Origin of the sequence: Kribbella sp. CA-247076, from assembly GCF_050942445.1 — a bacterium.
GTDB lineage: Bacteria > Actinomycetota > Actinomycetes > Propionibacteriales > Kribbellaceae > Kribbella.
Genome location: NZ_CP192051.1, coordinates 6969013 through 6993417, shown reverse-complemented (window position 1 = coordinate 6993417; position 24405 = coordinate 6969013). Strand labels below are relative to the sequence as shown.

Below are 24405 nucleotides of genomic sequence, written 5' to 3'. Positions count from 1 at the left end.
TCGGCACTGTCCCCCAGACATGGGTATGGAGCCCCCATATTTCGCGGAAGCGCCCTGGAACGGGCAGGCGACACCTGCCGCGGGGTGACGACTGGGGGTTGACCACCCCGCGGCAGCAGCGCCCGGCCGGGACGGCCTCTGGTGGAAGGCCGGCCCGGCTCAGGTCGGGAGCGCTACGGCTCCCAGCTCGGTGTCTGCACTCGTCTTCGGCCTCCTCTGTCCGCGAAATCTGGAAGGAACGCCGGGAACGATGCCCCACCGCCGACGCTCCGGCAAGGCCTCCGGACCCCCAATTTCGGGACCCGGCGGGCCGGCCGCGAGGTGGGTGCTCGCCGGTCTGAACTTGGGTGCCGAACACCCATGCGGGAAGCGGACGGACCCTGCCACGGTGAGCAGGTGCTATCCCCCGTCACTCCCGGACTGCCCGTCTCAGCGCACTCGGTGCTCGACGTTGTACCGCAGCTGCCCGGTCAGTCGGCTGCGGCCGCGCTCCGGGAGACCGCGGAGGTGGCACAGGCTGCCGACGACCTCGGATACCGCCGGTTCTGGTTGGGGGAGCAGCACGGCGTCCGGGGCGTCGGCAGCGCGACACCGGCCGTACTCGCGGCCGTCCTGGCCGCACGGACCGACCGCATCCGCCTGGGCGCCGGCGGCGTACAACTGACCACGCACCAGCCGCTCGTGGTCGCGGAGCAGTTCGCCGCGCTGGCAGCGGCGTACCCGAGCCGGATCGACCTCGGTGTCGGTCAGCACAACGGTGTGGCGGCCAGTACGGCGGCCGCGCTCGGAGGGGCCGCCCGTGACACGTTCCCGCAGCGGCTCGACGAGTTGTGCGGGTTCCTGCGCGACGGTCTGCCCGGTCGTGCGCCCGTGGGCGACGTACGGCTGTCGTTGGCCGGGCTGCCACCACCTGTCTTCGTACTGGCCGATCACCCGGCTGCCGCGGTGATGGCCGCCGTACGGGGACTGCCGGCGTTTCTCGCGCACCACTGTGCTCCGGCAACCACGGCCGCGGCGGTGGCGGCGTACCAGGACCACTTCGAGGCGAGTGGGCCGACGGTCAAGCCGTACCTCGCGGTGACGGTCGGTGTGGTCGCCGCGGACTCCGACGAGGAGGCGATCATCCGGTTCGCGGAGTACGTCCGGGTGAAGACGAGGCTCGCCTCGGCGTCGCCGCGCGCGACCCCGGCCGAGCTGATGGAGTTGCTGGAGCCGCCACTGACCGGGCGCGAGCGCGGCAAGGCCGACCGCCTGCTGGACGATCCGGGCCACATCGTCGGCTCCCGGGCCTCGGTGGTGTCCGAGCTGGGCACGTTGGTCGCGGCCACCGGCGCCGACGAGGTCATGCTGGTCCCGCTCGCCTTCGACGGACTCGTCCGGTCGGCCATCCTCCGCACGATCGCCGGCGGCCTCACCCGCATGGTCCGCACCGTCCCCCGGCACGCACCTCCGCTGATCGCCACTGCCTAATGTGGGTACTGCCGAACTGAGAGAAAGGCGGACCCGATGGCGAGCGAGCGGGAAGTCGTGGAGGCGTGTCCCACCGAGCTGTTCATCGGCGGCAAGTGGCAGCCGGCCGAGGGCGGCAGGACCCTGGCCGTCGAGGACCCGGCCACCGGTACCACACTGTGCGACGTGGCCGATGCGAGCCCGGCCGACGGTGTGGCCGCGCTGGACGCGGCCGTCGCCGCGCAGGCCGAGTGGGCCGCGACGCCACCCCGGGACCGCGGCGAAATCCTCCGCCGGACGTACGAGCTGATGACCGAGCAGGCCGACGACCTCGCCCTGCTGATGACGCTCGAGATGGGCAAGCCGGTGGCCGAGTCGAAGGCGGAGATCGCCTACGCGGGCGAGTTCTTCCGCTGGTTCGCCGAGGAGGCGGTCCGGATCGACGGCGGCTACCAGGTCGCGCCGAACGGCAAGGGCCGGTTCCTGGTGATGCGCCAGCCGGTCGGGCCGTGCCTGCTGATCACGCCGTGGAACTTCCCGGCCGCGATGGGCGCCCGCAAGATCGGCCCGGCGGTCGCCGCCGGCTGCACGATGGTGATGAAGCCCGCCTCCCAGACACCGCTGTCGATGCTCAAGCTGGCCGAGCTGATGACCGAGGCCGGCCTGCCCGCCGGCGTGCTGAACGTGGTCACCACCAGCGAGTCCGGCGGCGTGATGGAGCCGCTGATCCGCGACGGCCGCGCCCGCAAGCTGTCCTTCACCGGCTCCACCCAGGTCGGCCGGAAGCTGCTCGAACAGGCGGCCGGCCAGGTGCTGCGGACCAGCATGGAGCTCGGCGGGAACGCGCCGCTGCTGGTGTTCGCCGACGCCGACCTGGACCAGGCGGTCGACGGCGCGATGCTGGCCAAGATGCGCAACGGCGGCGAGGCCTGTACGGCGGCCAACCGGATCTACGTGCAGGCGCCGGTGATGGACGAGTTCGCCGCCCGGCTGTCCGAGCGGATGGGTGCGCTCAAGGTCGGCCGCGGTACCGAGGACGGGATCGACGTCGGCCCGCTGATCGACGCCAAGCAGCGGGACAAGGTGAAGGACCTGGTCGACGACGCCGTCGGGCAGGGCGCCCGGGTGCTCACCGGGGCATCGGTTGCCGCGGGCAACGGCTATTTCTACGCGCCGACCGTGCTGGCCGACGTACCGAAGGCCGCTCGGCTGCAGAAGGAGGAGATCTTCGGCCCGGTCGCGCCGCTGACCGCCTTCGAGACCGAGGAGGAGGCGGTCGCGATGGCCAACGACACCGAGTACGGGCTGGTCTCGTACCTGTTCACCAGCGACCTGAGCCGCGCGCTCCGCGTCTCCGAGCAGCTGGAGACCGGCATGATCGGGCTCAACCAGGGCATCGTGTCCAACCCGGCCGCGCCGTTCGGCGGTGTCAAGCAGTCCGGCCTCGGCCGCGAGGGCGGCAGCACCGGCATCGACGAGTACCTGGAGATCAAGTACGTCGCGATCAACGTCTGATCACTCCGCCAGCCACCGCTGGACGGTCTCCTGGTCCGGCCGCGGGCTGGTCCCGATCGCGTGCGGGACGAAGCGGGCGTAGTAGTCGGTGATCGGGCCGTCGGACTCGCGGACCATCATCCCGGCCGCGACCCCGTCGACGATCCAGCTGCCGATGACGGCCCGGTTCCCTTCGTACGACGGCAGCGGGTGCCACTCCTGGTAGACCATGGTCGAGGTGTCGTACGGACCGTCGTGGACGTGGTCGTCGGCGCCGCCCACGGTGTGGATCCGGATGTTGCCGCCCTCCCGGCCGTGCAGCGGTTTGGCCACCCACTCGAGCAGGTCACCGGGGTCGTCGAAGTACGCCGGCAACAGGTTCGGGTGGTCTGGGTAGAGCTCCCACAGCACCGGCAGGATCGCCTTGGTGGACAGCATCGTCTTCCAGATCGGCTCGATCCACTGCACCGGTTCGGGCTCCAGCCCGGCCAGCACGAACCGGCCGAACTCGTCGTCGAGCATGTCCTCCCACGGGTACAGCTTGAACGCGGTCCGGACCTGCCGCCCGCCCCAGTCCACGAACGCCCGCCGCGCCGAGTCCCAGCCGAGGTCCTCGATCTCGTGCCCGTACGTCGCCAGCCCGGCCATCGCCGCGGTGTCGCGCAGGTACGCGACCGTCATCGCCTCCTCGCCGGAGGTCTCGGCGCCGGAGTTGAAGAAGTGCGCCTCGTTGCCGGGGAAGTCGCCGGCCGCGAGATGCTCCGCCCACCACTTGACCAGCCGGTCGTGCACCGAGTTCCACTGGTCGGCGTCCGGGAACACGTCCTCCAGCCAGTTCCACTGGATCACCGCGGACTCGACCAGGCCGGTCGGGGTGTCACCGTTGATCTCCAGCATCTTCGGCTCCGGCCCGGACCAGGCCAGGTCGAAGCGGGCGTACACCGACAGGTCGTCGCGCTTCAGCGACTCCCGCACCAGCGGCAGCGTGCCCGGAGCGAGCCCGAGCTGGGTGTCGGAGAACCGGTCACCCGACGCCATCACCGAGGCCGCGTGCCGGCACATCTCGTACAGCTCCTCGGTGACCCGCTCGAGGTGCAGCACCTCGTCCATGGTCACCTCGTACCACGCGCTCTCGTTCCAGTACGGCGTCTCGGAGCCGTCCGGGTGGTCGGTCATCGGGAACACCAGACCCTGCTCGATCACGGTGTCCTTCCACCGCTCCCGCGGCTTGGTCGAGTGCCGCCACATCAGCCGCCAGAGCTCCCGTGGCCGGACTTCCCGAAGCCGCCTCGGGTGATCGTGCCGATGTCGCCGCCACCGCGGTCCAGACCACCCCGCCGGATCGTGGGCGACCCCGTCCGCGGGACCGTGTAGGTGCCGTTGGCGGCGTTGTACCGCCCGCCGATCGGCGGCACGAACGCGCCGCCGCGGGTGGCCATGTAGAACCAGAAGAACCCGGCACCGGAGCCGTGGTACTCCCGCTCGTCCTGGCAGTCGTCGTCGTCCGTCCGGGTCTGCGTCTGCGGGTCGACGCAGATCGCGGCGTAGTCCGGCTGCTCCTCGTCGTTCGAGCATCCGGTCAGCGAAGCGGCCACGAGCGCGGTCAGCCCGAGCGTCACCGCCCCGCTGCGCATCCGCCTACGCTTCATCGCCTACCCTCGCCCTCCGCTGGGGGCTTCATCGAGAACATGATCGCCGCTCCGACCACCATGGTTACACCCACCACAACCAGGGGCCCAGTGCCGACGTCGGCGACGGCCAGCACCAGCACCACTGCGAACGACACCGTCGCCAGCACCGGCACGACCACCCGCTGCACGAGCCGCTCCCGCAACTCGCCCTTGAAGTACACCGGCACGGCCGCCGCGGTGGCCACGTAGTACAGCGACACCAGCAGTGAGACCGCGGCGACCGAGTCGGCCAGTACGGCGTCCGACGTCAGCACCAGGGACGCGTAGACGACCACGCTGGTTCCGGCGAACACCCAGGTCGCCACGGTCGGCGTCTGGTAGCGGGCCGAGATCCGGGCGAACTGGCCGGGGAACGCGTCCCGCCGGGCCATCGACAGCATCGTCCGGGCCGTCGGCAGGATCGTGGTCTGCGTCGACGCCAGCGCCGACACCAGGACCGCGCCGACCAGGAGTTTCCCGCCGGCCGTGCCGAGCAGGTCGTTCGACAGGACCGCGAAGAAGTCGTCGTCGGCGATCTCGGCCAGCGGGTCCACGCCGGCGTACGCCACCGCGGCCCAGGCGACCACGACGTACAGCAGGACCAGGAAGCCGTTCGCGATCAGGGCGGCGATCCCCGGCGTACGGCGCGGGTCGCGGGACTCCTCGTTGACGCTGAACGACGAGTCCCAGCCCCAGTAGAGGAACACCGCGACCAGGACTCCGGCCGCCCAGGCGCCGTCACCGGTGGCCCCGCCCAGGACGTCGACCGATCCGGCCTCGCGGAACGCGTTGACCGCGAACCACAGCAGCGCGACCACCTCGATCGTCAGCAGCACGAACTGCGTGGTCGCCGCGACCCGGATCCCGCGGTAGGCGAGCAAGGCCATCACCAGGATGAACGCCGTCCCCAGTCCGGCCTGGGCGAGCCGGGAGTCGGCGGCGCCGTCGAGCCCGAGCAGGAGGTAGGTGTAGACCGCGGCGACCTGGGCGAGGTTGCTCATCACCAGGACGCACGCCATCACTGTCGTCCAGCCGACCATCCGGCCCGTGCCCAGCCCGAACGCCTTCTCGGTCCACGGGAACGTGGTCCCGCAGTCCGGCTCGGTCCGGTTCAGCTCACGGAAGCACAGCGCGACCAGGATCACCGGGACCGCACTCACCGCCAGAATTAGCGGAGCCGCGGCGCCGACGTACCCGGCGAGCAGTCCCACCGACACGGCCAGTGAGTACGCCGGTGCCGTCGAAGCAATCCCGATCGCGGTCGACGAGCCCAGGCCCAGCGCATCGCGCCGCAGACTCCGCCCCCGCGACCCGCTCTGAAGGGCCATGGTCGGTCAGTATGCCCGCCTTTCAGCTCACCAGGTCGTTCGCCGACCGGAGCACGGGCACACCGACGCTGCTGGGGACGTCGGTCGCGGTGACGTGGAAGATGTGCGACTCACCGGCCGACAGGGTGACCAGACCCGAGTCCACGCGCGCGGCCGGGTCCAGCCGGTCGGGGAAGAGCGCCAGGTCCTTGGCGAGCGCGGTCGCCGTGACGGTCACGTCGTACCCGGTCTCCGTTGCGATCACCGACGCCGCGTACGCGTCGCCCTGCAGCCGCAGCGCGGTGTCCTCGACGAAGTACCAGTACGCCGTCGAGCCGTCGGCGCCGCGGACCTCGACGTACTCGCGGGTCGGGTCGGACGGCTTCGTGATCGACTCGGGCAGCGAGCTGAGTGTCGCCGACCGCGGCTCGACCTCGAGCACGAAGGTCTCGCGGGCGAATGTCTCGTTGCCGGTGGACCGCCGGGTGACGGTGATCTCGGTGGACCAGGTTTCGTCGGTGTCGTTGTGTGCGGCAACGACCAGTTCGTTGGCCCGCGGCTGGACGGTCAGCAGGCGGTCGGCGTACACGCGCTTGAGGACGTGCCATAGCGGCTTGCGGATGCCGTGGCCGTCGACGGCGGCCCAGGAGACGACCGGCCAGTTGTCGTTCAGCTGCCAGACGACCGATCCGGTGTTCAGCGGGTACAGGCTGCGAAAGTGCTCGATGCCGAAGGTGATCGCCCGCGCCTGATTCAGCTGCGTCGTCCAGTGCCAGTCGTCGATGTCCTTCCACTTCGGCAGGTGGTTGCCGAGCCCGCGCTCCAGCTTGAGGTTGCCCTCGAACGCCTTCTGGTGCACGAGCATCTGCGGGCCGTACGGATCCAGCGGCTCGTCGTGCACCACCGAGGTCAGCGTCGACCAGGCCGGCGGACCCTGGAACCCGAACTCCGACACGAACCGCGGCTTGTACTTGCGGTAGGTCGTGTAGTCGACCTGGTTCCACACGTCCCAGATGTGCATGGTGCCGTGGCGCTCGTCGTTCGGGTGGATGAACTGGTCGAACGAGTACGGGCTGCCGTGCGAGTACGGCGTCCGCGGGTCGAGCTCGGCGACGATCCGGGGGAGCAGGTCGAAGTAGTACCCGGCACCCCACGGCCGGCCGCCGAGCGGGACCCGCCAGCCCCACTCGACGTACCCCCAGAGGTTCTCGTTGTTCCCGTTCCAGACCGCCAGGCTCGCGTGCCGGCTCAGCCGGGTGACGGCCTCGCGCGCCTCCGCCTCCACCTCGGTGCTGAGGTTGTCGTCCTCGGAGTACGCCGCGCAGGCGAACAGGAAGTCCTGCCACACCAGGATCCCGTGCTCGTCGCAGAGGTCGTAGAAGTCCTCGCTCTCGTAGATCCCGCCGCCCCAGACGCGCAACAGGTTCATGCCCGCGTCGACCGCGTCCTGGATGCCGGCCGCGTACGTCGTCCGGTCGAGCCGGGTCACGAGCGCGTCGTCGGGGATCCAGTTCGCACCGCGGATGTAGATCGGCTTGTCGTTCACCGACAGCACGAATTGCGTGCCGTGGTCGTCCGGATCGACGTTCAGGGAGACGTTCCGGAAGCCGACCCGGCCGTGCCAGCGGTCCTCGTGCACTGTGACCGTGACGTCGTACAACGGCTGCTCGCCGTGGCCGCGCGGCCACCACAGGTCCACGGCGTCGACCGTCGACGTGATCGAGACCGTCTTGGTGCCGGCGGGGACAGTCTGCTCGGTCGTGGTGCCGTCGATCTCGACGCTGACCGTGACGTCGCCCTCGGCTCCGTCGGTCCACGCCAGAGCCACGTGGGTGGTCAGCACACCCCGGTCGCCCTCGACCGCGGCCAGCGGGCGCACCGAGTCGATCCGGACACCCGACCAGGACTCGATCCGGATCGGCCGCCAGATGCCGACGGTCGCCACGTCCGGCCCCCAGTCCCAGCCGAAGTTGCTGGCCATCTTGCGCAGCGCGTTGTACGGGTGCAGGTTCGTGTGCGGCCAGGTCCCGTACCCGGCCTGCACCTCCTCGGCCGCGGTCACCGGACCCTCGAAGTCGATCATCAACTCGTTGTCACCGGCAATCAGGACGTCGGTGACGTCGAACCGGTACGAGCGGTGCTGGTTCGCGGTCCGGCCGAGCTCCCGGCCGTTCAGCGTGACCGTCGCCACGGTGTCGAGGCCCTCGGCCACCAGCTCCTGGCGGTCGTTGCCGTCCTCGCTCCAGGTGAACGTGGTCCGGTAGCTCCACCGGGTCCGCCCGATCCAGGCCAGCGCGGACTCGTTGTCGCCGTCGAAGGGATCCGGGATCTCACCCGCCGCGAGCAGGTCGGTGTGGACCTCGCCGGGGACCGTGGCGGCGACCGTCGTACCGAAGTCGCCGTCGAGCGCACGCACGGTCCAGGCGACGCCACCATCGGTGGTCAGCGGGACTACCTTCACGGATGACACAGGAGCTCTCCAAAGTGAACCGGTTTAGTTCGCACACGCCTGCTGATCGAGCTAGGGGGTGCTGTCACCGCGGTCGGTGACGGGAATCCCCGGCGAACACGACGGTTCGCCGGGGATCCGGCAATCTCGAGGTCACAGGGTCGACGCGTTCACGTCCCAGCCGTCCGGCAGGATCGCCGCGACCTCGACCGTGCTGTCGACGTCCACGAACGCACCGGTGTCGATCGACTCGGTGATCGAGGCCATCACGTCGACGATGTGGAACGCCAGCGCGCCGGTGGCCCGGTGCGGCCGGTTCTCCCGGATCGCGCGCGCCATGTCCAGGACGCCCGTACCGCGCTCGGCCGTCGCCTCCGTGGTCGCGACCGTCTCCCAGTCGTCGGCGTCCCGCCGGCGGAGCTTGATCTCGCCGTCGAACCGGTTCGGGTCCGGTACGGCGAGGGTCGCCTCGGACCCGGTGATCTCGACGAACCCGGCCCGCGACAGCGGCGAGTCGAAGCTGAAGATGCTCTGCGCCGACTGCCCCGACTCGAACCGCGCGATCGCGCTCACGTGCGTCGGCACGGTCACGTCGAAGTCGGTGCCCGCGAGCGGACCCGAGCCGATCGTGCGCTTGTCCCGCGACTTCGACCCGAGGCCGGCCACCGCCGCGACCGGCCCGAACAGCTGGACCAGCGTGGTCAGGTAGTACGGGCCGATGTCCCACAGCGGGCCCGCGCCCTCCTGGAACAGGAACGCCGGGTTCGGGTGCCAGGACTCCGGGCCGGGGGACTGCATCAGCGTGAGCGCCGTCAGCGGCGTACCGATCTCACCGCGCTCGATGATCCGGCGGGACTCCTGCAGACCCGGACCCAGGATCGTGTCCGGCGCACAGCCGAGCCGCAGACCCGCGTCCTGCGCGGCGGACAGGAGCTTCCGGCCGCTCTCCTGGTCGAGCGAAAACGGCTTCTCGCTCCAGACGTGCTTGCCGGCGGCAACCGCCGCGAGGGCGACCTCGACGTGCGCGATCGGGATGGTCAGGTTGACCACGATCTCGACGTCCGGGTGGTTCAGCACCGCGTCCGGACCGCCGTGGGTCTCGATGCCGTACGTGTCCGCCTTCTCCTTCGCCGCCTCCGGCCGCAGGTCGCCGATGGCGTGCACCGTCAGGTCCGGGAAGCTCTGCATGCTCTTGATGTAGGCGTCGGAGATGGTCCCCGCGCCGATCACACCCACTCCAACAGACGTCATGCCGGTGCGCCCTCCCCGGTCAGGTAGGTGTAGCTGCCCTCGACCGCGTCGAAGATCTCGCCGCTGAAGTCGTCCAGCTCGACCACGCGGAGCGCGTTCGGCACCGCGGCCAGGATGTCCGCGACCGCGATCGTCCCGTCGCCGACCGCCACCTGCGCCTTGTTGTCCAGCGTCCCGTCGCCGTCCTTGACGTGGATCGCCGTCACCCGGTCGCCGAACTTCCTCAGCAGCGCCGGTACGTCGGCCCCGCCGACGGCCGCCCAGTACGTGTCCACCTCGAGGATCACGTCGTCGGACAGGTTGTCGACCAGGATCTCGAGCGCGTGCACGCCGTCCACCGTCGACTCCAGCTCGAAGTGGTGGTTGTGGTACCCGACCGTGATGCCGTGGTCGGCGGCCTCGATCGCGGCCTTGTTCAGCCCGTCGGCGATGACCTTGATCTCGTCGGCCGACTGCCAGCGCGCCGGGTCGGTGTGCGGGTCGATGACGGTGGTGATGCCCAGCCGCTTCGCGGCGGCGTAGATCGGTCCGCTGTCCTCGCGCAGCAGGCCGGCGTGCGTGGTGGGCGCCGACAGGCCGTGCTTGGGCAGCGACTCGGCCAGGCGGTCCGCGAACGCGGTCACACCGAAGGGCTCGACCTTGGTGTAGCCGATCTCCGCGATCCGGGCCAGGGTGGCGTCGAAGTCCTCCTCGAGCTTGCCCCGGACCGTGTACAACTGGAGGGACAGGTTGTCCACTGCGACCATGGTTTCTCCTCGTCGCCGGCACCTCACCCGCTGCCCTGGGCTCCGCGCCGGTCTGATTGCCGAACCGGTTAAGTAACGACGCAAACCGTATCCCACCCGCCCCCCATCCCACCACCCTCGGCCCAACCACTGGTCGGTCACCTACCCCACCGCCCACCCGCCCCAACCCGCACCCGGCCCCGCGCCTCACCCCAGCCCGGGCGCCCGTCGTGGGCTTGAACAGGAAGTGGTGGGGGAGCACAAGGTATTTCGTGTGCAACGCCCCGAGTTGGTGACCAAGCCCCCCGGCCCGGCGCCGATGGATTTGATCAAATGGTTACGCTCTGCTTTTGAATGGTGACAGGCGGTAGGAAGCGGCGCACACTGGAGGATTCCGGACCGACCGTCAGCGGTCCGGCCGCCCTAGGAGGAGGCCGTTGTGCCCCGAGTCACCATCAAGGAGATCGCCCGTCGAGCAGGAGTCTCCAAAGGCGCGGTGTCGTACGCGCTGAACAACCAGCCGGGGGTCTCCGAGGCCACCCGCGCGCGGGTCCTGAAGGTCGCCGAGGAACTGGAGTGGGTGCCGAACCGGGCCGCCCGCCAGCTGTCCGCGGCCCGCAGCGAGACGTTCGGGCTCGTGCTCGCCCGGACCGCGCAGACGTTGAGCGAGGAACCGTTCTACATGGGCTTCGTCGGCGGGGTCGAGTCCGTCCTGGCCCGCAAGTCGTACGCGCTCGCCCTCCAGGTCGTGGCGGATCTGCCCGCGGAGTTGGCGACGTACCGGAAGTGGGCCGCGGAGCGCCGCGTCGACGGGGTGATCGTGGTGGACCTGCGGGTCGACGATCCGCGGATCCCGTTGCTGCGCAAGCTCGGCCTGCCGGCTGTTCTCGTCGGCGATCCGTCGCTCGCCGACGGCATGGCGTGCGTCTGGACCGACGGGACGTCCGCGATGAACGCCGCGGTCGAACACGTCGCGTCCCTCGGCCACCGCGCGGTCGCCCGGGTCGCCGGTACGCCGGAACACGGCCACGTCTGGATCCGCGATAAGGCCTTCGCGGCCGCGAGCCTGCGCCTCGGCCTGGACGCGCAGGTGGTGCACACCGACTTCTCCGCCGAGGACGGTGCCACGGCGACGCGGGCGCTGATGACCTCGGATCCCCGGCCGACCGCGATCATCTACGACAACGACTTGATGGCGGTCGCCGGGCTGGCGGTCGTCCAGGAGCTGGGGCTGAGGTCGCCGGACGACGTCACCCTGGTCGCCTGGGACGACTCGACGCTGTGCCGGCACACGCACCCGACCCTGACCGCGATGAGCCACAACATCGTCGCGTACGGCGCCGAGGTCACCTGCCGCCTCCTCGACCTACTCGAAGGAGCCCGCCCCGAATCCCACCTCTACTCCACCCCCCTCCTCATCATCCGAGACAGCTCCGGCCCTCCACCGGGTTAACGGGCAGTCACCGTGACCGGGACGCCGTTGACTGCGGAGGTGCCGGCTACGGGGTCGGTGAGGGCGGGGTCGGTGATGTCGTTGGCGCTGGGGCCGGGGACCTGGTTGGCGATCGACAGGCGGGCGCCGGGGCGGCCGTGGCCGAAGCCGTGCGGGAGGCTGACCACGCCGGGCATCATGTCGTTGCTTGCGGCAACCTCTACCGCGACCGTGCCGGCCGCCGAGCTGACGTTGACCAGCTGACCGTCGGCGAGGTCGCGCTTCGCCAGGTCGTCGGGGTTCATCAGCAGCTGGTGCCGGGGCTTGCCCTTCACCAGCCGGGCCGAGTTGTGCATCCAGGAGTTGTTGTTCCGCAGGTGCCGGCGGCCGATCAGCAGCAGCTCACCGTCGTTCCCGGTGGCCAGTGCGTCCAGCCGCGGCAGGTCGTCCAGGATCATCCGCTGGGCGAGGTCGATCCGCTTGGTCTTGTGGTGCAGCGCTCCCGGCAGTGCGGGCTGGAGCGGCCCGAGGTCGATCCCGCCCGGCGTCCTGCGCAGCTTCCGCAGCGACAACCGGTACGGCCCGATCCGCAGGCCGAGGTCGACGATCCGCCGCGGCGACAACCGCAGCCGGGCCGACGTCATCACCTTCCGCCGGCTCATCGGCGTACGGCGGAGCAGGCCGAGCGCGAGGTCGCGGAAGATCTCCCAGTCGTGGCGTGCCTCGGGCGGTTTCGGCAGGACGGCGTCGTTCCAGCGGGCGGTGTTCCGGACGGCGAGCTGGTGGAAGATCACGTCGTAGTGGTCGCGCTCGAGCGGCGGCGCGGGCGGCAGGATCACGTCCGCGTGCCGGGTGGTCTCGTTGATGTACGGGTCGACGGCGACCATGAAGTCGAGCGTCTCCAGCGCCTCGTCGAGCCGGCGGCCGTTCGGCGTGGACAGCACCGGGTTGCCGGCGATCGTCACCATCGCCCGGATCCGGCCGTCGCCGGGAGTCAGGATCTCCTCGGCCATCGTCGACACCGGCAGCTCACCGCCGAACTCGGGTAGCCCACGGACTCGGCTCGTCCACACCCCGAGGTGCCCGCGGCCGAGCCCGAGCAGCGCGTTCACCGCCGGCCGCGGGAACATCGTCCCGCCGGGCCGGTCGAGGTTGCCGGTGATGATGTTGAGCACCTGGATCGCCCACTGGCAGACCGCGCCGAACTGCTGCGTCGACACCCCGACGCGGCCGTAACAGGCGGCCCGCTCGGCGGTGGCGAACTCGGCCGCGATCCGCCGGATCACCTCGGCGGGGATCCCGGTGATCCCGGCCGCGCGCTCCGGCGTCCACGGCTCCACCGCCTGCTCGACCGCGTCCAGGCCGTCGACGTACGGCGCCGGCCGCGCGTGCCCGCCCGCGATCACCTCATGGATCAGCGCGAGCAGGAACGCCGCGTCGGTCCCGGGCCGGACGAAGTGGTGCTCGTCGGCGACCGCGGCGGTCTCGGTCCGCCGGGGGTCGATGACGACGACCCGGCCGCCGCGCTTCTGCAGGTCCTTGAGCCGCCGGCCGAACCCGGGCGCGGTCATCATGCTGCCGTTCGACGCGAGCGGGTTGGCGCCGAGCATCAGCAGGTACGACGTCCGGTCGATGTCCGGGACCGCGATCATCAACTGATGCCCGTACAGCAGGTATGACGCGAGCATGTGCGGCAACTGGTCGATCGAGGTCGCGCTGAACCGGTTCCTGGTCCGCAGCTGCCGGACCATCGTCGGCATGTGGGTCAGCGCACCCAGGCTGTGCACGTTCGGGTTGCCGAGATAGACACCGACCGAGTTCCGCCCGTGCTCGCGCTGGATCCCGGTCAGCCTCTCGACGACCAGTTCGTACGCCGCCTCCCAGCCGAGCTCCTGCCATCCGTCCGGGGTCCGCCGGACCGGCGTGGTCAGCCGGTCGGGGTCGTCCTGGAGATCGCGCAGCGCGACCGCCTTCGGGCAGATGTGACCGCGGGAGAGCGGGTCCGACTCGTCGCCGCGGATGTCGGTCACCCGGCCGTCCGCGACGGTCACGAGCACACCGCAGATCGCTTCACACAGGTTGCAGGAGGTCCGCCGTGTGGTCGCCATCCACTCAAACTACCCCTGGGTAGCCTGCGCGGCCATCACTCGAAGCGTGCCTCGTCGAGCCGGCCGAGGATCGCGTCGACGGTTTCGCCGGCGGACAGGTCGGAGTTGTCCAGCCAGAGGCCGCGGCGCGGGCTGAACGCATGCAGCTCGTAGTCGAGCTCATCGACCAGGTGGTGCGCCCCGCCGAGGCGACTCGAGATGACCTCGGGACGCGGGGTGAGGACGACCAGGTACCGCGGTCTGGTGCGGATGCCGTCGAGGAACTCGCGCAGCAGCTCACCGATCACGACGTCCTGGAGGACGACGGTGAACCCGGCGTCGGCGTACCCGTCGGCGGCCTGGCAGGCCAGCCGGTAGCGCAGCTGCAACTGGCGCTGGGCCTCGGCGCTGTCGTCGGCCATCGAGGCCTGTCCGCTGACGATCATCCGGCGGAAGACGTCGCCGCGGAGGTGGACGCCGTACTGGAATCTCTCGGCCAGCAACTGCGAGACCGTCGCCTTCCCGGCCGCCATGATTCCACTGACGACGATCACCCCCTCGGACTCCATGCGAGTGATCGTGCCACGCGGGACAAGGTTTTAGTCGGGCCCCGGCGAAACTTGTCGTTCCTCGGACAGAAAACCGCCGTTTTCAAGGGGTTTCAGGCCAGCAGTGTGCCGAGGTGGTCGCGCAGGAGCTGCCGGACCCGGGCCGGGGTGGTGCGGTCCGGCTGGATGGCCGCGTGCAGGGAGAGACCGTCGATCAGCGCATGCAAACGCTCGATTTCCCGGCGCAGGTCGAGGTCGTCCCGGAGTACGCCGGACTCGGACAGGGAATGCAACAGTGACTCGCACAGCAGTCGCAGCCCGTCGTGCACTTTGTCGACGTGCTCGTGCAGGCTGCCGGCGTCCGACTCGGCCTGGGCCTGCGCCATGAACGCGATCCAGACGTCGAACTCCGCCCGCCGTTCCGCGTCGAGCGGCAGCGCCTCCTCGAGATAACGCAGCGCGACGGTCGCCGGGCCGCCCTTGGCCGCACCGGCCGCGTTCAGTGCGGTGATCCGCTCGCCGACGCGACGGGAGACGAGGTCCATCGCGAAGCTCAGCAGGCCGGCCTGGTCGGGGAAGTAGTAGCGGACTGCGCCGGCCGACCAGCCGGCCTCGGCGGCGATGCTCCGGACCGAGGCGGCCCCGATCCCGTCCCGGCGGACCACCCGCCAGAGCGCCTGGGCGATCTCCTCACGGCGGGCCTCGTGGTCGACGATCTTCGGCATGTGGTCCTTTTTAGCACAATCGTGTTAGAGTCGTTTCACGACACAGTCGTACCAAATAAACGGGAGGGTGAACCATCGTGCTGATCGCTGTGATCGCCGCGTGCGAGATCGGCTTCTGGGTCCTGCTCGCCGCCGGCCTGGCGACGCGCTACCTGCTCCGGCTGCCGAAGGCGGGGATGGTGCTGCTGGCCGGCGTACCGCTGGTCGACGTGGTCATGCTGGTGGCCAGCGTCGCCGACATCCAGCGCGGCGGTGAGCCGTCCTTCAAGCACTCGCTGGCCGCGATCTTCATCGGCGTCAGCGTCGGCTTCGGCCACCAGACGCTGAAGTGGGCGGACAAGTGGGCCGCGCACTACCTGGCCGGCGCGCCCCGACCGGTCAAGCCGCCGAAGGGCGGTCCGGAGCGGGCCCGCCGCGAGCGCGCCGGCTGGTACCGGCACCTGCTCGCGTACGTCGTGGCCGTCGGCATCATGCTCGGCCTCGGCATCCTCTCCGGCGAGGGGTACGACGCCGCGCTCGGCCCGGCGTGGACCTGGACGATCGTGCTGGTGATCGACGCGATCGTGTCCTTCAGCTACTCCTTCGACGGCGACGGCGACGGCGACGAGGCCGGGCAGACCCGCGAGAAGCAGTCGGTCTGAGGTCCCCGGGCGCGCGTCCCGGCCGTCGTACATTGCGGTCATGACGATGACGGGGCGTGTCTGGGCGGGGCTGACCGCGGTGATCGTGGCGGTGGGCATCGCGGTGCAGTTGTTCGTGACGGCCGGCGGGACCACCGGGTTCTTCCCGGACAACCCGGACCGGGTGCTCAACGTGTTCGCGTATTTCACCATCCAGTCGAACCTGCTGCTCGGCGTGACCACCGCCATGCTCGCGCTGCGGCCCGAGCGGCCGCAGGGCACGCTGTTCCGGACGCTCCGGTTGAACGGCGTGCTCTGCATCGCCGTGACCGGGATCGTCTACCACCTCGCGCTGGCCGGCCTGGACGAGCTGTCCGGCTGGGGAGCGTTCACGAACTTCCTGCTGCACACGGCCGCGCCGGTGGCCGGCGTCCTGGGGTGGTTGCTGTTCGGGCCGCGCGACCGGACCGATCCGCACGTCGTCGCCTGGTCGATCGCGTTCCCGCTGCTCTGGCTGGTGTTCACCCTGGTCCGCGGCGAGTTCGTCGGGTTCTATCCGTACCCGTTCGTGAACGTCATCGAGCACGGGTACCCGCGGGTGCTGCTGAACTGCCTCCTGGTCGCGGTACTGTTCCTGGCTCTGGCGGCCGGGGCCACCGTCCTCGACCGCCGGTTGCGCCGGAAGACGACCGTCGAAAGGTAAGACCGTGCTGGTGACCTCGCGCTCGTACGCCGAGTACGAAGCGATGTTCGACCTGACCGAACTCCCCGACTCGATCCTCGACTGCTGTGCCGGCGGTGCGAGCTTCACCGCCGAGGCGGCCGCCCGTGGGGTGGACGCGATCGCCGCCGATCCGGCGTACGAGCTCGAGCCCGCCGAGCTGGTGGACACCGTCCGGCGGAGCCTGCCGGCGACCGCCGGGATCATCGACGAGCACTCCGGGAGCTTCGTCTGGCACTGGTACGGGACGCCGGAGCGGAAGGACCAGTACCGGATCGAGGCCGCCGACGCGTTCCTGCAGGACGTGGCGGCGGCGCCGGAGCGGTACGTCGCCGCCGGTCTGCCGGACCTGCCGTTCGGGGACCGGCGGTTCGAGCTGGTGCTGTGCTCGCACCTGTTGTTCACCTGGGCGGACAAGTACGACCAGGACTGGCACCTGGCGTCCCTGCGTGAGCTGGTCCGGGTCAGCAACCGGGAGGTCCGCATCTTCCCGCTGGTGATGCAAGGCGCGGGTGATCCGGTGCCCTACCTTCCGGAGCTGATGGATGCGCTGGAAGGCGTCACCTGGGAGATCCGCAAGGTGCCGTACGAGTTCCAGGTGGGTGCGGACCAGATGCTCGTGATCACCCGGGACAACTGACGTCGGCTGTTCGCGCGCAGGACGTGTCGAGGGACCGGTCGGGCGGGCGGGAGGACGGTCTACCGCCCGCCCCCACCGGTAGGAGGGCGACCCGTCAGCGCAGGTAGCGGCCGCAGTTCGGCCACGGCTGGGCGCCGCGCTGCGCGTACAGCTTCTTCGCGCGCATCAACTGCTCGGCCGCCGACGCCTTCGCCGGGTTGCCGGAGCCGCCGACGCTGCGCCACGTCTGCAGGTCGAACTGGAACAGGCCGTAGTAGCCCGCCGGGTTGACCGCCCGCGGGTTGCCGCTGGACTCGCAGTCGGCGACCTTCCGCCAGGCGGCGCTCATGTTCACACTCGAGGACGACCGGTCCTCGGAGCGGCTGGTGCGCGCCTTCCGCTCGGTCCGGCGCCCGGTGTTGCGCTCGGTGTTGCGCTCGGTCTTGCGGACCTTCCTGGTCTCGGTCTTCTTCGCGGTCGTCCGCCGCGGAGCGGTGGCCTTCGCCGTGCCGTCCAGGGTGAGGGTCTGCCCGATCAGGATCAGGTCGGGGTCCTTCAGGTTGTTGATCCGCGCGAGCTCGCGCCAGTCGGCACCGTTGGCCTGGGCGATCTCGGAGAGGGTGTCGCCGGGCTTGACCGTGTAGTCGGTCGCGAACGCCGCGCCGGCGCCGGCGGCGGTGATACCGGCCCCGAGGCCGGCAATGGAGAGGGTCCGGGCCACCCGGCGGGTACTTCGCCGGGGGCGCGCATGTCGGGCTTTGGACATCAGTAGTGCGCTCCTCGTGAGCTTGGGCATGGTGGAACTCACCAGGCCCCCCGTGCAGGGGAGGGGCATCCGGGCAGGTCACAGGACAGCGTCCGAACGGTCACGCCACGGTAACGACGCGACCTGAGTCATCCTGGGTGACCAGGGCCCCGAGCGCAAGACCAGATCGCCGATCTGCCCCAACTTTTTCTGGTGCTTCACGAACCGAAACCCCAACGCCACAAAGGGTTTCCGCGTGTTTGAGGGATAACGTAGTGGGGAAGTCAAACGTTCGAAACAGCCTGGTTTCCACAGGTTCTGAGCGCGGACCGATCGGTTTCCCACGGTGCCGCGTGCCCTCTCGGCGGCTGAGTCGTTGAGGAAGCACGGGCACCGCCGTCCGGAGTTCGGTTACGTGGGGGCGGAGCCGGCGGATGAGGCGACGGATGTGATGGGGGCGAGCGGTGATCCGAGTAGCTCTCGGCCATCGCGGCACGTTGGTGCGTGGTGCACTGGCCGCGGTGCTGGCAAGGGAGAACGACCTGGACGTGGTGGCCGAGCTGGACCGCTCGGACGACGTCCTGCACGTGGCCGGACGGCGGCCGCACGTCGTGCTGCTCGACGCCCAGCTGCCCGGGCGGATCCGGATCGAGGAGCTGTGCCGGAAGCTGGCCGGTCGCGGAGTGCTGGTGCTGATCGACCACGAGGCGATCGCCGCGACCAGCCTGTCCCTGGTCAAGCAGGCGCCGCGGATCGGGCTGATCGCGACGGATGCGACCACGGATCAGTTGGTGCAGGCGGTCCGTGACGTGGCCAAGGGTCTGCCTGTGGTCGACGTACGGCTCGCAGTTGCGGCGTTGAAGGCGGGGGACAACCCGTTGACGGATCGGGAGTGTGAGGTGCTCCGCCAGGTGACCACCGGCGCGACCGCGCAGGAGATCGCGCGAACGCTCAGCCTGAGCGCGGGCACCGTGCGGAACTACCTGTCCCGCATCCTCGCCAAGACCGGTGCGCGCAGCCGGATCGAGGCGATCCGGAAGGCTCAGGACGCCGGCTGGATCTGACGGCGGCCGGCGCTCGACCTGGCGCTGTTGGTTGCCGTCGGCGACCAGTGCCCGTGCAGCTCGCGGTACTGCCGCGACGTCCGCATCAGCAGGGCATGCGTGCCGATCGTCGCCTTGTTCCCGTCGAGGACCAGGATGCGCCGCGCACGCAGCGCCGAGCTGATGCGGTGCGCGATCACGATCAACGTCCCGCCGCGCTGGGCGAAGGCCTCCTCGGCGCGTCGCTCGGCTTCCGGATCGAGGAAGCACGTGGCCTCGTCGAGTACGACGAGAGGCGCCGGCGACAGGTACGCCCGGACCAGCGCGATCAACTGCCGTTCGCCGGCGGACAACTCGCCGGGCCTGACCTCCGCGGTCAGCCCGCCGATCCGCTCGATCAGCGCGTCCGCACCGATCGCGGTGACGGCCGACTCGACCTCGCTCATCGTGGCGTCTGGCAACAGGTAGCGCAGGTTGTCCAGCAGCGTGCCGCTGAAGACGTACGCCTCCTGCGGGATCAGGACGCGCGTCGCCGCCAGCCGCTCGGTCGTGAGCTCGGCCGGTGGTACGTCGCCCAGCAGCAGGCGCCCCCGGGTCGGTTTGAGCATCCCGCACACCAGGCCGGCCAACGTCGACTTCCCGATCCCACTCGGGCCGACCACCGCGAGATGCTCGCCTTCGGCCACCGTGAGCTCGAGGTTGTCGAGCACCGGCTCTGCGTTGGGCCCGTACGCGAAGGTCAGCCCGCGCATCCGCACCTGATACCCGTTCACCTCCTGGACCCGCCGCGGACGCTCCGCCGGCGCCGACGTGTCCAGGATCCGCCCGAGCGTGATCACGTACCGCAGACCGCTGTCGCCCAACGCGCTCAGCACCGTGTTGAGCGCCGGCTGCAGACCGATCAGAACGTAGGTCAACCCGCCGAGCAGCGTCCCGGTGCTCACCCCGCGTCCGACCAGCCACGGTCCGATCGCCAGCAGGATCAGCAGCGGCAACCACCCGCCGACCGCGAAACACAGCGTGCGCAGCGCGGCGACCTTCGCGAGTGCGCGCTCCGCCGTCGCGTGGGCCTCGATCGGCTCGCCGACCAACTGCTCGGCGTACTCCTCGGTCCCGCTCGCGCTGATGTCCCGGACGCCGCCGAACACCATCCCCGCGGACGCGGCCAGCTCCTCGTCCGCCGTCAACGACGCGCGCACGCGATCCGCGGCCATCCCCAGCACCGCCAACGACAGCGCGAACCCGAGCAGGAACGGCGGTACGACGAACCCCGCCACCACCGGTGCCAAGGACAACAACCCGGTCAGCACGCCGAACAACGTGACCGCGAAGCTGCGGATCACCAGGACGAGCCCGGCGAAAGTGTCCCGGACGATCTCGACCTGCCGGTTCAGCCGGGCCACCGCGCTGTCGTCGCCCGTTCGCAGCGCGCCGGCGACGACCCGTCGTACCAGGTCGTCCCGGAGCGGCTCGACCAGGTCGCCGAGCCGGCCGTAGACCTGTTTGGCGCCCGCGGAGCCGAGACCCGCGGCCGCGATCAGGCCGCCGAGCCAGGCGATCCCCGGCCAGGCGCGCCCGGCGAGGAAGTTGTCCGTCGCCTGGGCGACCGCGATCCCGTACACCGCGGTCGGCAGGATCTCCGGCACCGACCAGGCGACGAGCCTCAGCGTCGACCGGTTCCGGAGTGCGCGGGCGCCGTACGTGAGCTCGCGTCTCAACCGAAGACCTCGCGGTAGGAGGAGTTCTCCCAGAGGTCGGCGTGCGGGGCGACCGCGCGGACCTGGCCGTGGTCGAGCCAGACGACCAGGTCGGCGCGGGCGGCGGTCGCGGAGCGGTGGGTGACGATCAGGCGGGTGCGGTGGTGCCGGTCCTCGGTGAGGGTTCGGCTGATCTGCTGCTCGGTCGCGGTGTCCAGGCTCGAGGTCGCGTCGTCCAGCACCAGCAGCCGGTTCGCCGACCAGGCGCGGGCCAGCCCGAGCCGCTGGCGTTCGCCGCCGGACATCGGTGCCTTGCGCAACGGAGTGAAGTACCCGTCGGGCAGCCGGCTGACGAAGTCGTGCGCATGCGTGGCGCGCGCGGCCGCCAGCGTCCGCACCGGGCTGACGGCGTGCGGCTCGATCGCCTCACCGATGGTCCGGCCGACCAGTTGCGGACGCTCGAACGCGCAGCCGACCGCCGTGCGCAACGCCCGCCGGCTGACCGCCTGCAGTGGTACGCCGTCCAGCGACACCTGGCCGACCGACGGATCACGCAACCGCGCGGCAACCGCGGCGAGGACCGACTTCCCCGCGCCGCTCGGGCCGACGACGGCGACGGTCGCACCACCGGGAAGGTCGAGATTCACGTTGTCCAGCAGGAGATTCCCGCCCGCGACCACGCTGACGCCCTGGAACGACAGGTGCCCCGGCCCGGCCGGAATCGCCAGCGTGCCGTGCACGACCGGGTCGATCGACAGGACCTCGGCCGCCCGCCGCACGCCGGCCTTCGCCCGGGCGATCTCCCCGATCACTCCGGTCAGGTTCCCCAGGCCGGCGCCGAGGACGGCGTACTGCGAGGCGGCGAACAGCTCTCCGGCGGTGATCCGGCCGGAGACGACCTGAAGACCGCCGACGGCCAGTACGGCGACCAGTACGAGCGGACCGACGACGGCGGCCTGCGCACCGGAGCGAGCCAGGATCCGCCAGGTGACCACCCCGTGCTTGTGCAGCTCGGGGAGGAGTCCGAGGACGCGGCGCTCCTCGCGGGCCGTCGTACCGGCGGCCGCGATCGTGCGGATGCCGGTGAGGGACTCCGACAGGAGGGCGGCGATCCGGCCCTGGGTCTCCTGGTACGCGAGGCTGACATCGGCCGTACGCCGGGCGAACGTCCACAGGACCGCGATCACCAGCAGCACGCCGCCGAAGAATGCCGCGGCGAGCCAGGGGTCGATCACGGCGAGCAGGACGAGGCTGCCGGCCGGCGGTGCGACGGCGGCGACCGCGGTCACGGCGGCCGGGCCGGCCTGCGCGGCGTCGGTGGCGTTGGCGGAGACGCGGGTGACCAGGTCGCCGGTCTCGAAGTCGCGCGTACCTTCCGGGCCGCTGCGGACGATCCGGTTGACCAGGCGGTGCCGGAGCCAGGCGGTGGTCTCGGCGACGCAGGCGGCGCCCGCGAAGGCGTCGACCAGGCTGGCCGCGATGCCGAGGGCGATCAGGCCGGCCGCGACCATGAGCCATTGGGTGTAGCCGGTGCCCGCGACGATCGAGTCCACCGAGCGGCCGAGGATGGTCGGCAGGGCGAGCGTCACGCTACTGCCGATCAGGGCGTTCAGCCCGATCAGCGGCAGCCAGCCTCGGCCGTGCTTGGCGACCGAGCCGAACGTGATCATGTGCCCAGCCCGGTCTGCGCGGCGAGGAAGGCGAGCATGTCCGCGGCGAGGCTGATCCCCTGGCCGGCCGAGCCAGTCGCATGACCGGCGTCGGGGTCGAATCTGAACAGCACCGGACGCGGGCCGTCGGTCGCGTGCTGGAGCGCGGCCGTCAGCTTCCGTGCGTGCAGAGGATCCACGCGGGTGTCGTTGCCGAACACGGTGAACAGGACGGCTGGATACTTCACGCCGTCCGTGACGTGGTGATACGGCGAGTAGGACAACAGGTTCTCGAACTGTGCGGGATCCTTCGCCGACCCGAACTCCGGCACCCAGCGCTCGCCCAGACCGGACAGCTCGTACCGGACCATGTCGGTCAGCGGGGCCGAGCAGACCGCGGCCGCGAACAACTCGGGGCGTTGGGTCAGTGCGGCGGCAACCAGCAGACCACCGTTCGACTCGCCACACAGCGCCAGCTGGTCGGAGGTCGTCCAGCCCTCGGCGATCAGGTGCTCGGCGGCGGCGAGGAAGTCGTCGAAGACCCTCTGCTTGTGCTCTCCGGTCCCGTGCCGATGGGTCGCGCCGTCGCCTCGGACGGTGGCCGTCACGAAGACGCCGCCGGCCTCGACCCAGGCGAGACTGAACGCCGAGTACGTCGGCGTGAGCTCGTGGCCGAAGCCGCCGTACCCGTAGAGGATCGTCGGGCGGGGGCCTTCGACGCCGGGCTGCGCGATCACGCGCAGGTGGATCTCGGCGCCGTCCGCGGTGGCGAACGTGAGCAGGTGGCTGTCGGCCTCGGCGGTCACGCCGGGCGCTTGCGAGGTCAGCGTCGTCCGGCCGGTGCTGTGGTCGTAGCAGTAGACGGCCGACGGCGTGACGCTGTCGGTGTAGCTGAACCAGGCTTGGCTTCCGCCGCCGGGACGGGCGGTCAACGAGCCGACGGAGCCGGCGCCGGGCAGCTCGACTTTGCCCATCCGATGGCCGGTGGCGCGGTCGTGGACGGTGATCCCGGCGCTCGTGCCGACCAGGATCGCGTCGTCCAGGATCGTCAGACCGGTCAGCGGGGCGTCCGGACGGATGAAGTCGTGCCAGACCAGCGGGTCGGCGGGATCGCCGATGCAGATCCGGCCGGTCGGCGCGTCTTTCGTGGTGACGACGTACAGCCGGCCGTCGGGGCCGACCGACATCACCGTCAGCGCGTCGACATCCTGCTGGATCGGGGTGGGTGGCGCGGTCGTGCGCAGGTCGGCCAGCCAGAGGTCGTTCGCCGTACCGCGGACCGCCGAGACGACCAGCCACCTGCCGTCGTGACTGAGCTCCAGCCCGTACGACGCCTCGTCGGCGAGGACCGTGGTGTCGTCGCTCGAGCCGATCGTGTGGTGTCGCACCTGGCGGAATCGCACGTAGTAGAAGGACTTGCCGTCCGGGAGCCAGGCGACGGGGGAGTAGCGGCAGCCGTCGATCGGGCCGTCGACGGCCCGGCCGGTGGTGACGTCGAGGACCTGCAGGACGGACTGCTCGTCGCCGCCGCGCGAGATCTGGAAGGCGAGGAGTCGGCCGTCGGGTGATGGTTGCCAGCTGTCCAGCGTGGTCAGGCCGGACGGGTCGAGTCGCATCGGGTCCACGAGCGGCGTCTCGTCGACGTACAGGACCGGATGCTGCCGACCGGGGTCGCGGCGGAGGGTGAAGCAGTGCGGGCCGCGCCAGGTCGGCGTCGAGACCGTGCCGACGTTCGAGAGCGTCTTGACCCGCGTGCGGAACTGGAACCGGCTGGTGAGGGTGGCGGCGTGGTACAGCCAGAGCTCGTCCTGGCTCGCCTGCCACTGCCGGGTGGCGGCGGACGTCGCGTCCTCGAGCCAGCGGTACGGGTCCGCGACCGGATGACCGTGCACCTGCTCCACGAGCGGGAGCCGCTCGGCGCATGGATAGGACTGCACGGGATGGACCTCCTTCCGTTCAGAGGCCGGATGCAGGTTCGGCCCTGGGTGGGCACATCGCCCACCCAGGGCCTTCAGAACCTGGTGGACCAGGGACCGATCAGTGGCAGAGCAGAAGGCTCAGGTTGCTCGGGCGCTGCGAAGCGCAGCCCAGCACGGTGAGCGTGGAACCACCGTGGTGGTGGCCGCCGCCGTAGCCCGGGGTCTCCAGACCCTGAAGGTCGAGAAGTGCCATGT

Annotated in this window: 21 protein-coding genes; 7 read left to right on the top strand and 14 right to left on the bottom strand. The window is 70.6% G+C overall.

Annotated features, from left to right (window positions below):
• Nucleotides 1-396 precede the first annotated feature (396 nt).
• A complete protein-coding gene (locus ACQPYZ_RS33305) occupies nucleotides 397-1470 on the top strand; it encodes an MsnO8 family LLM class oxidoreductase (RefSeq protein ID WP_433163027.1) in 1074 nt (357 codons plus the stop codon).
• A gap of 36 nt (nucleotides 1471-1506) precedes the next feature.
• Entirely contained in the window at nucleotides 1507-2964 is a 1458-nt protein-coding gene (locus tag ACQPYZ_RS33300) for an NAD-dependent succinate-semialdehyde dehydrogenase (RefSeq protein WP_433163025.1), read from the top strand.
• On the opposite strand, the gene ACQPYZ_RS33295 is transcribed toward ACQPYZ_RS33300, so the two are convergent.
• The 6 genes from ACQPYZ_RS33295 to ACQPYZ_RS33270 all read right to left on the bottom strand — a co-directional run bounded on the left by ACQPYZ_RS33295 (nucleotide 2965) and on the right by ACQPYZ_RS33270 (nucleotide 10366).
• A complete protein-coding gene (locus tag ACQPYZ_RS33295; RefSeq protein ID WP_433163024.1) occupies nucleotides 2965-4191 on the bottom strand; it encodes a glutathionylspermidine synthase family protein in 1227 nt (408 codons plus the stop codon).
• Nucleotides 4191-4592: a hypothetical protein gene (locus tag ACQPYZ_RS33290; protein ID WP_433163023.1), complete on the bottom strand. Its 402-nt coding sequence runs from the start codon at nucleotides 4590-4592 to the stop codon at nucleotides 4191-4193. Before ACQPYZ_RS33290 ends, ACQPYZ_RS33295 begins: the two co-directional genes overlap by 1 nt.
• On the bottom strand, nucleotides 4589-5941 hold the full coding sequence (locus tag ACQPYZ_RS33285) for an APC family permease (protein WP_433163021.1): 1353 nt from the start codon (nucleotides 5939-5941) through the stop codon (nucleotides 4589-4591). The genes ACQPYZ_RS33290 and ACQPYZ_RS33285 overlap by 4 nt, the downstream gene beginning before the upstream one ends.
• A 22-nt stretch (nucleotides 5942-5963) precedes the next feature.
• Entirely contained in the window at nucleotides 5964-8390 is a 2427-nt protein-coding gene (locus ACQPYZ_RS33280; protein WP_433163019.1) for a glycoside hydrolase family 2 protein, read from the bottom strand.
• A 132-nt stretch (nucleotides 8391-8522) separates the two neighbouring features.
• Nucleotides 8523-9620, bottom strand: a complete 1098-nt coding sequence (locus tag ACQPYZ_RS33275; RefSeq protein WP_433163017.1) for a Gfo/Idh/MocA family protein — start codon at nucleotides 9618-9620, stop codon at nucleotides 8523-8525.
• Nucleotides 9617-10366, bottom strand: a complete 750-nt coding sequence (locus ACQPYZ_RS33270) for a sugar phosphate isomerase/epimerase family protein (protein ID WP_433163015.1) — start codon at nucleotides 10364-10366, stop codon at nucleotides 9617-9619. The genes ACQPYZ_RS33275 and ACQPYZ_RS33270 overlap by 4 nt, the downstream gene beginning before the upstream one ends.
• Before the next feature lie 418 nt (nucleotides 10367-10784).
• Here ACQPYZ_RS33270 and ACQPYZ_RS33265 point away from each other — a divergent pair, with 418 nt between their 5' ends.
• Entirely contained in the window at nucleotides 10785-11798 is a 1014-nt protein-coding gene (locus ACQPYZ_RS33265) for a LacI family DNA-binding transcriptional regulator (RefSeq protein WP_433163013.1), read from the top strand.
• On the opposite strand, the gene ACQPYZ_RS33260 is transcribed toward ACQPYZ_RS33265, so the two are convergent.
• The 3 genes from ACQPYZ_RS33260 to ACQPYZ_RS33250 all read right to left on the bottom strand — a co-directional run bounded on the left by ACQPYZ_RS33260 (nucleotide 11795) and on the right by ACQPYZ_RS33250 (nucleotide 15137).
• Nucleotides 11795-13885 carry a molybdopterin-dependent oxidoreductase gene (locus ACQPYZ_RS33260; protein ID WP_433163011.1) on the bottom strand — a complete coding sequence of 697 codons (2091 nt, stop codon included), beginning with the start codon at nucleotides 13883-13885 and terminating at the stop codon, nucleotides 11795-11797. The genes ACQPYZ_RS33265 and ACQPYZ_RS33260 overlap by 4 nt on opposite strands.
• A 35-nt stretch (nucleotides 13886-13920) precedes the next feature.
• Nucleotides 13921-14433 carry an AAA family ATPase gene (locus ACQPYZ_RS33255; protein ID WP_433163010.1) on the bottom strand — a complete coding sequence of 171 codons (513 nt, stop codon included), beginning with the start codon at nucleotides 14431-14433 and terminating at the stop codon, nucleotides 13921-13923.
• A gap of 92 nt (nucleotides 14434-14525) precedes the next feature.
• A complete protein-coding gene (locus tag ACQPYZ_RS33250) occupies nucleotides 14526-15137 on the bottom strand; it encodes a TetR/AcrR family transcriptional regulator (RefSeq protein WP_433163008.1) in 612 nt (203 codons plus the stop codon).
• 77 nt (nucleotides 15138-15214) lie between these two features.
• On the opposite strand from ACQPYZ_RS33250, the gene ACQPYZ_RS33245 reads away from it, so the two are divergent.
• The 3 genes from ACQPYZ_RS33245 to ACQPYZ_RS33235 are packed head-to-tail and all read left to right on the top strand — an operon-like array spanning nucleotide 15215 to nucleotide 17118.
• The gene (locus ACQPYZ_RS33245) at nucleotides 15215-15778 is read left to right on the top strand and encodes a 2TM domain-containing protein (protein ID WP_433163006.1); all 564 of its coding nucleotides are present in this window, start codon (nucleotides 15215-15217) and stop codon (nucleotides 15776-15778) included.
• Between the two features lie 40 nt (nucleotides 15779-15818).
• Complete coding sequence (locus ACQPYZ_RS33240; RefSeq protein ID WP_433163004.1) at nucleotides 15819-16460, top strand: Pr6Pr family membrane protein; 642 nt, start codon at nucleotides 15819-15821, stop codon at nucleotides 16458-16460.
• Nucleotides 16461-16464: 4 nt separating this feature from the next.
• A complete protein-coding gene (locus ACQPYZ_RS33235) occupies nucleotides 16465-17118 on the top strand; it encodes a class I SAM-dependent methyltransferase (protein ID WP_433163003.1) in 654 nt (217 codons plus the stop codon).
• Nucleotides 17119-17212: 94 nt separating this feature from the next.
• Here the strand turns inward: ACQPYZ_RS33235 and ACQPYZ_RS33230 are convergent, their stop codons facing one another.
• Nucleotides 17213-17818, bottom strand: coding sequence for a transglycosylase family protein (locus ACQPYZ_RS33230; RefSeq protein WP_433163001.1), 606 nt, complete (start codon nucleotides 17816-17818; stop codon nucleotides 17213-17215).
• A gap of 488 nt (nucleotides 17819-18306) precedes the next feature.
• Here ACQPYZ_RS33230 and ACQPYZ_RS33225 point away from each other — a divergent pair, with 488 nt between their 5' ends.
• Nucleotides 18307-18906 (top strand): response regulator transcription factor, encoded by a 600-nt coding sequence (locus ACQPYZ_RS33225; protein WP_433162999.1) that lies wholly within the window; start codon nucleotides 18307-18309, stop codon nucleotides 18904-18906.
• Here ACQPYZ_RS33225 and ACQPYZ_RS33220 read toward each other — a convergent pair.
• From ACQPYZ_RS33220 to ACQPYZ_RS33205, 4 genes are all read right to left on the bottom strand, one after another.
• Entirely contained in the window at nucleotides 18885-20603 is a 1719-nt protein-coding gene (locus ACQPYZ_RS33220; protein ID WP_433162997.1) for an ABC transporter ATP-binding protein, read from the bottom strand. The two genes, ACQPYZ_RS33225 and ACQPYZ_RS33220, sit on opposite strands and share 22 nt — an antisense overlap.
• The gene (locus ACQPYZ_RS33215) at nucleotides 20600-22252 is read right to left on the bottom strand and encodes an ABC transporter ATP-binding protein (protein WP_433162995.1); all 1653 of its coding nucleotides are present in this window, start codon (nucleotides 22250-22252) and stop codon (nucleotides 20600-20602) included. Before ACQPYZ_RS33215 ends, ACQPYZ_RS33220 begins: the two co-directional genes overlap by 4 nt.
• Nucleotides 22249-24168, bottom strand: a complete 1920-nt coding sequence (locus ACQPYZ_RS33210) for a prolyl oligopeptidase family serine peptidase (RefSeq protein ID WP_433162993.1) — start codon at nucleotides 24166-24168, stop codon at nucleotides 22249-22251. The genes ACQPYZ_RS33215 and ACQPYZ_RS33210 overlap by 4 nt, the downstream gene beginning before the upstream one ends.
• A 100-nt stretch (nucleotides 24169-24268) precedes the next feature.
• Nucleotides 24269-24403: a SapB/AmfS family lanthipeptide gene (locus ACQPYZ_RS33205; protein ID WP_132210032.1), complete on the bottom strand. Its 135-nt coding sequence runs from the start codon at nucleotides 24401-24403 to the stop codon at nucleotides 24269-24271.
• Nucleotides 24404-24405 lie beyond the last annotated feature (2 nt).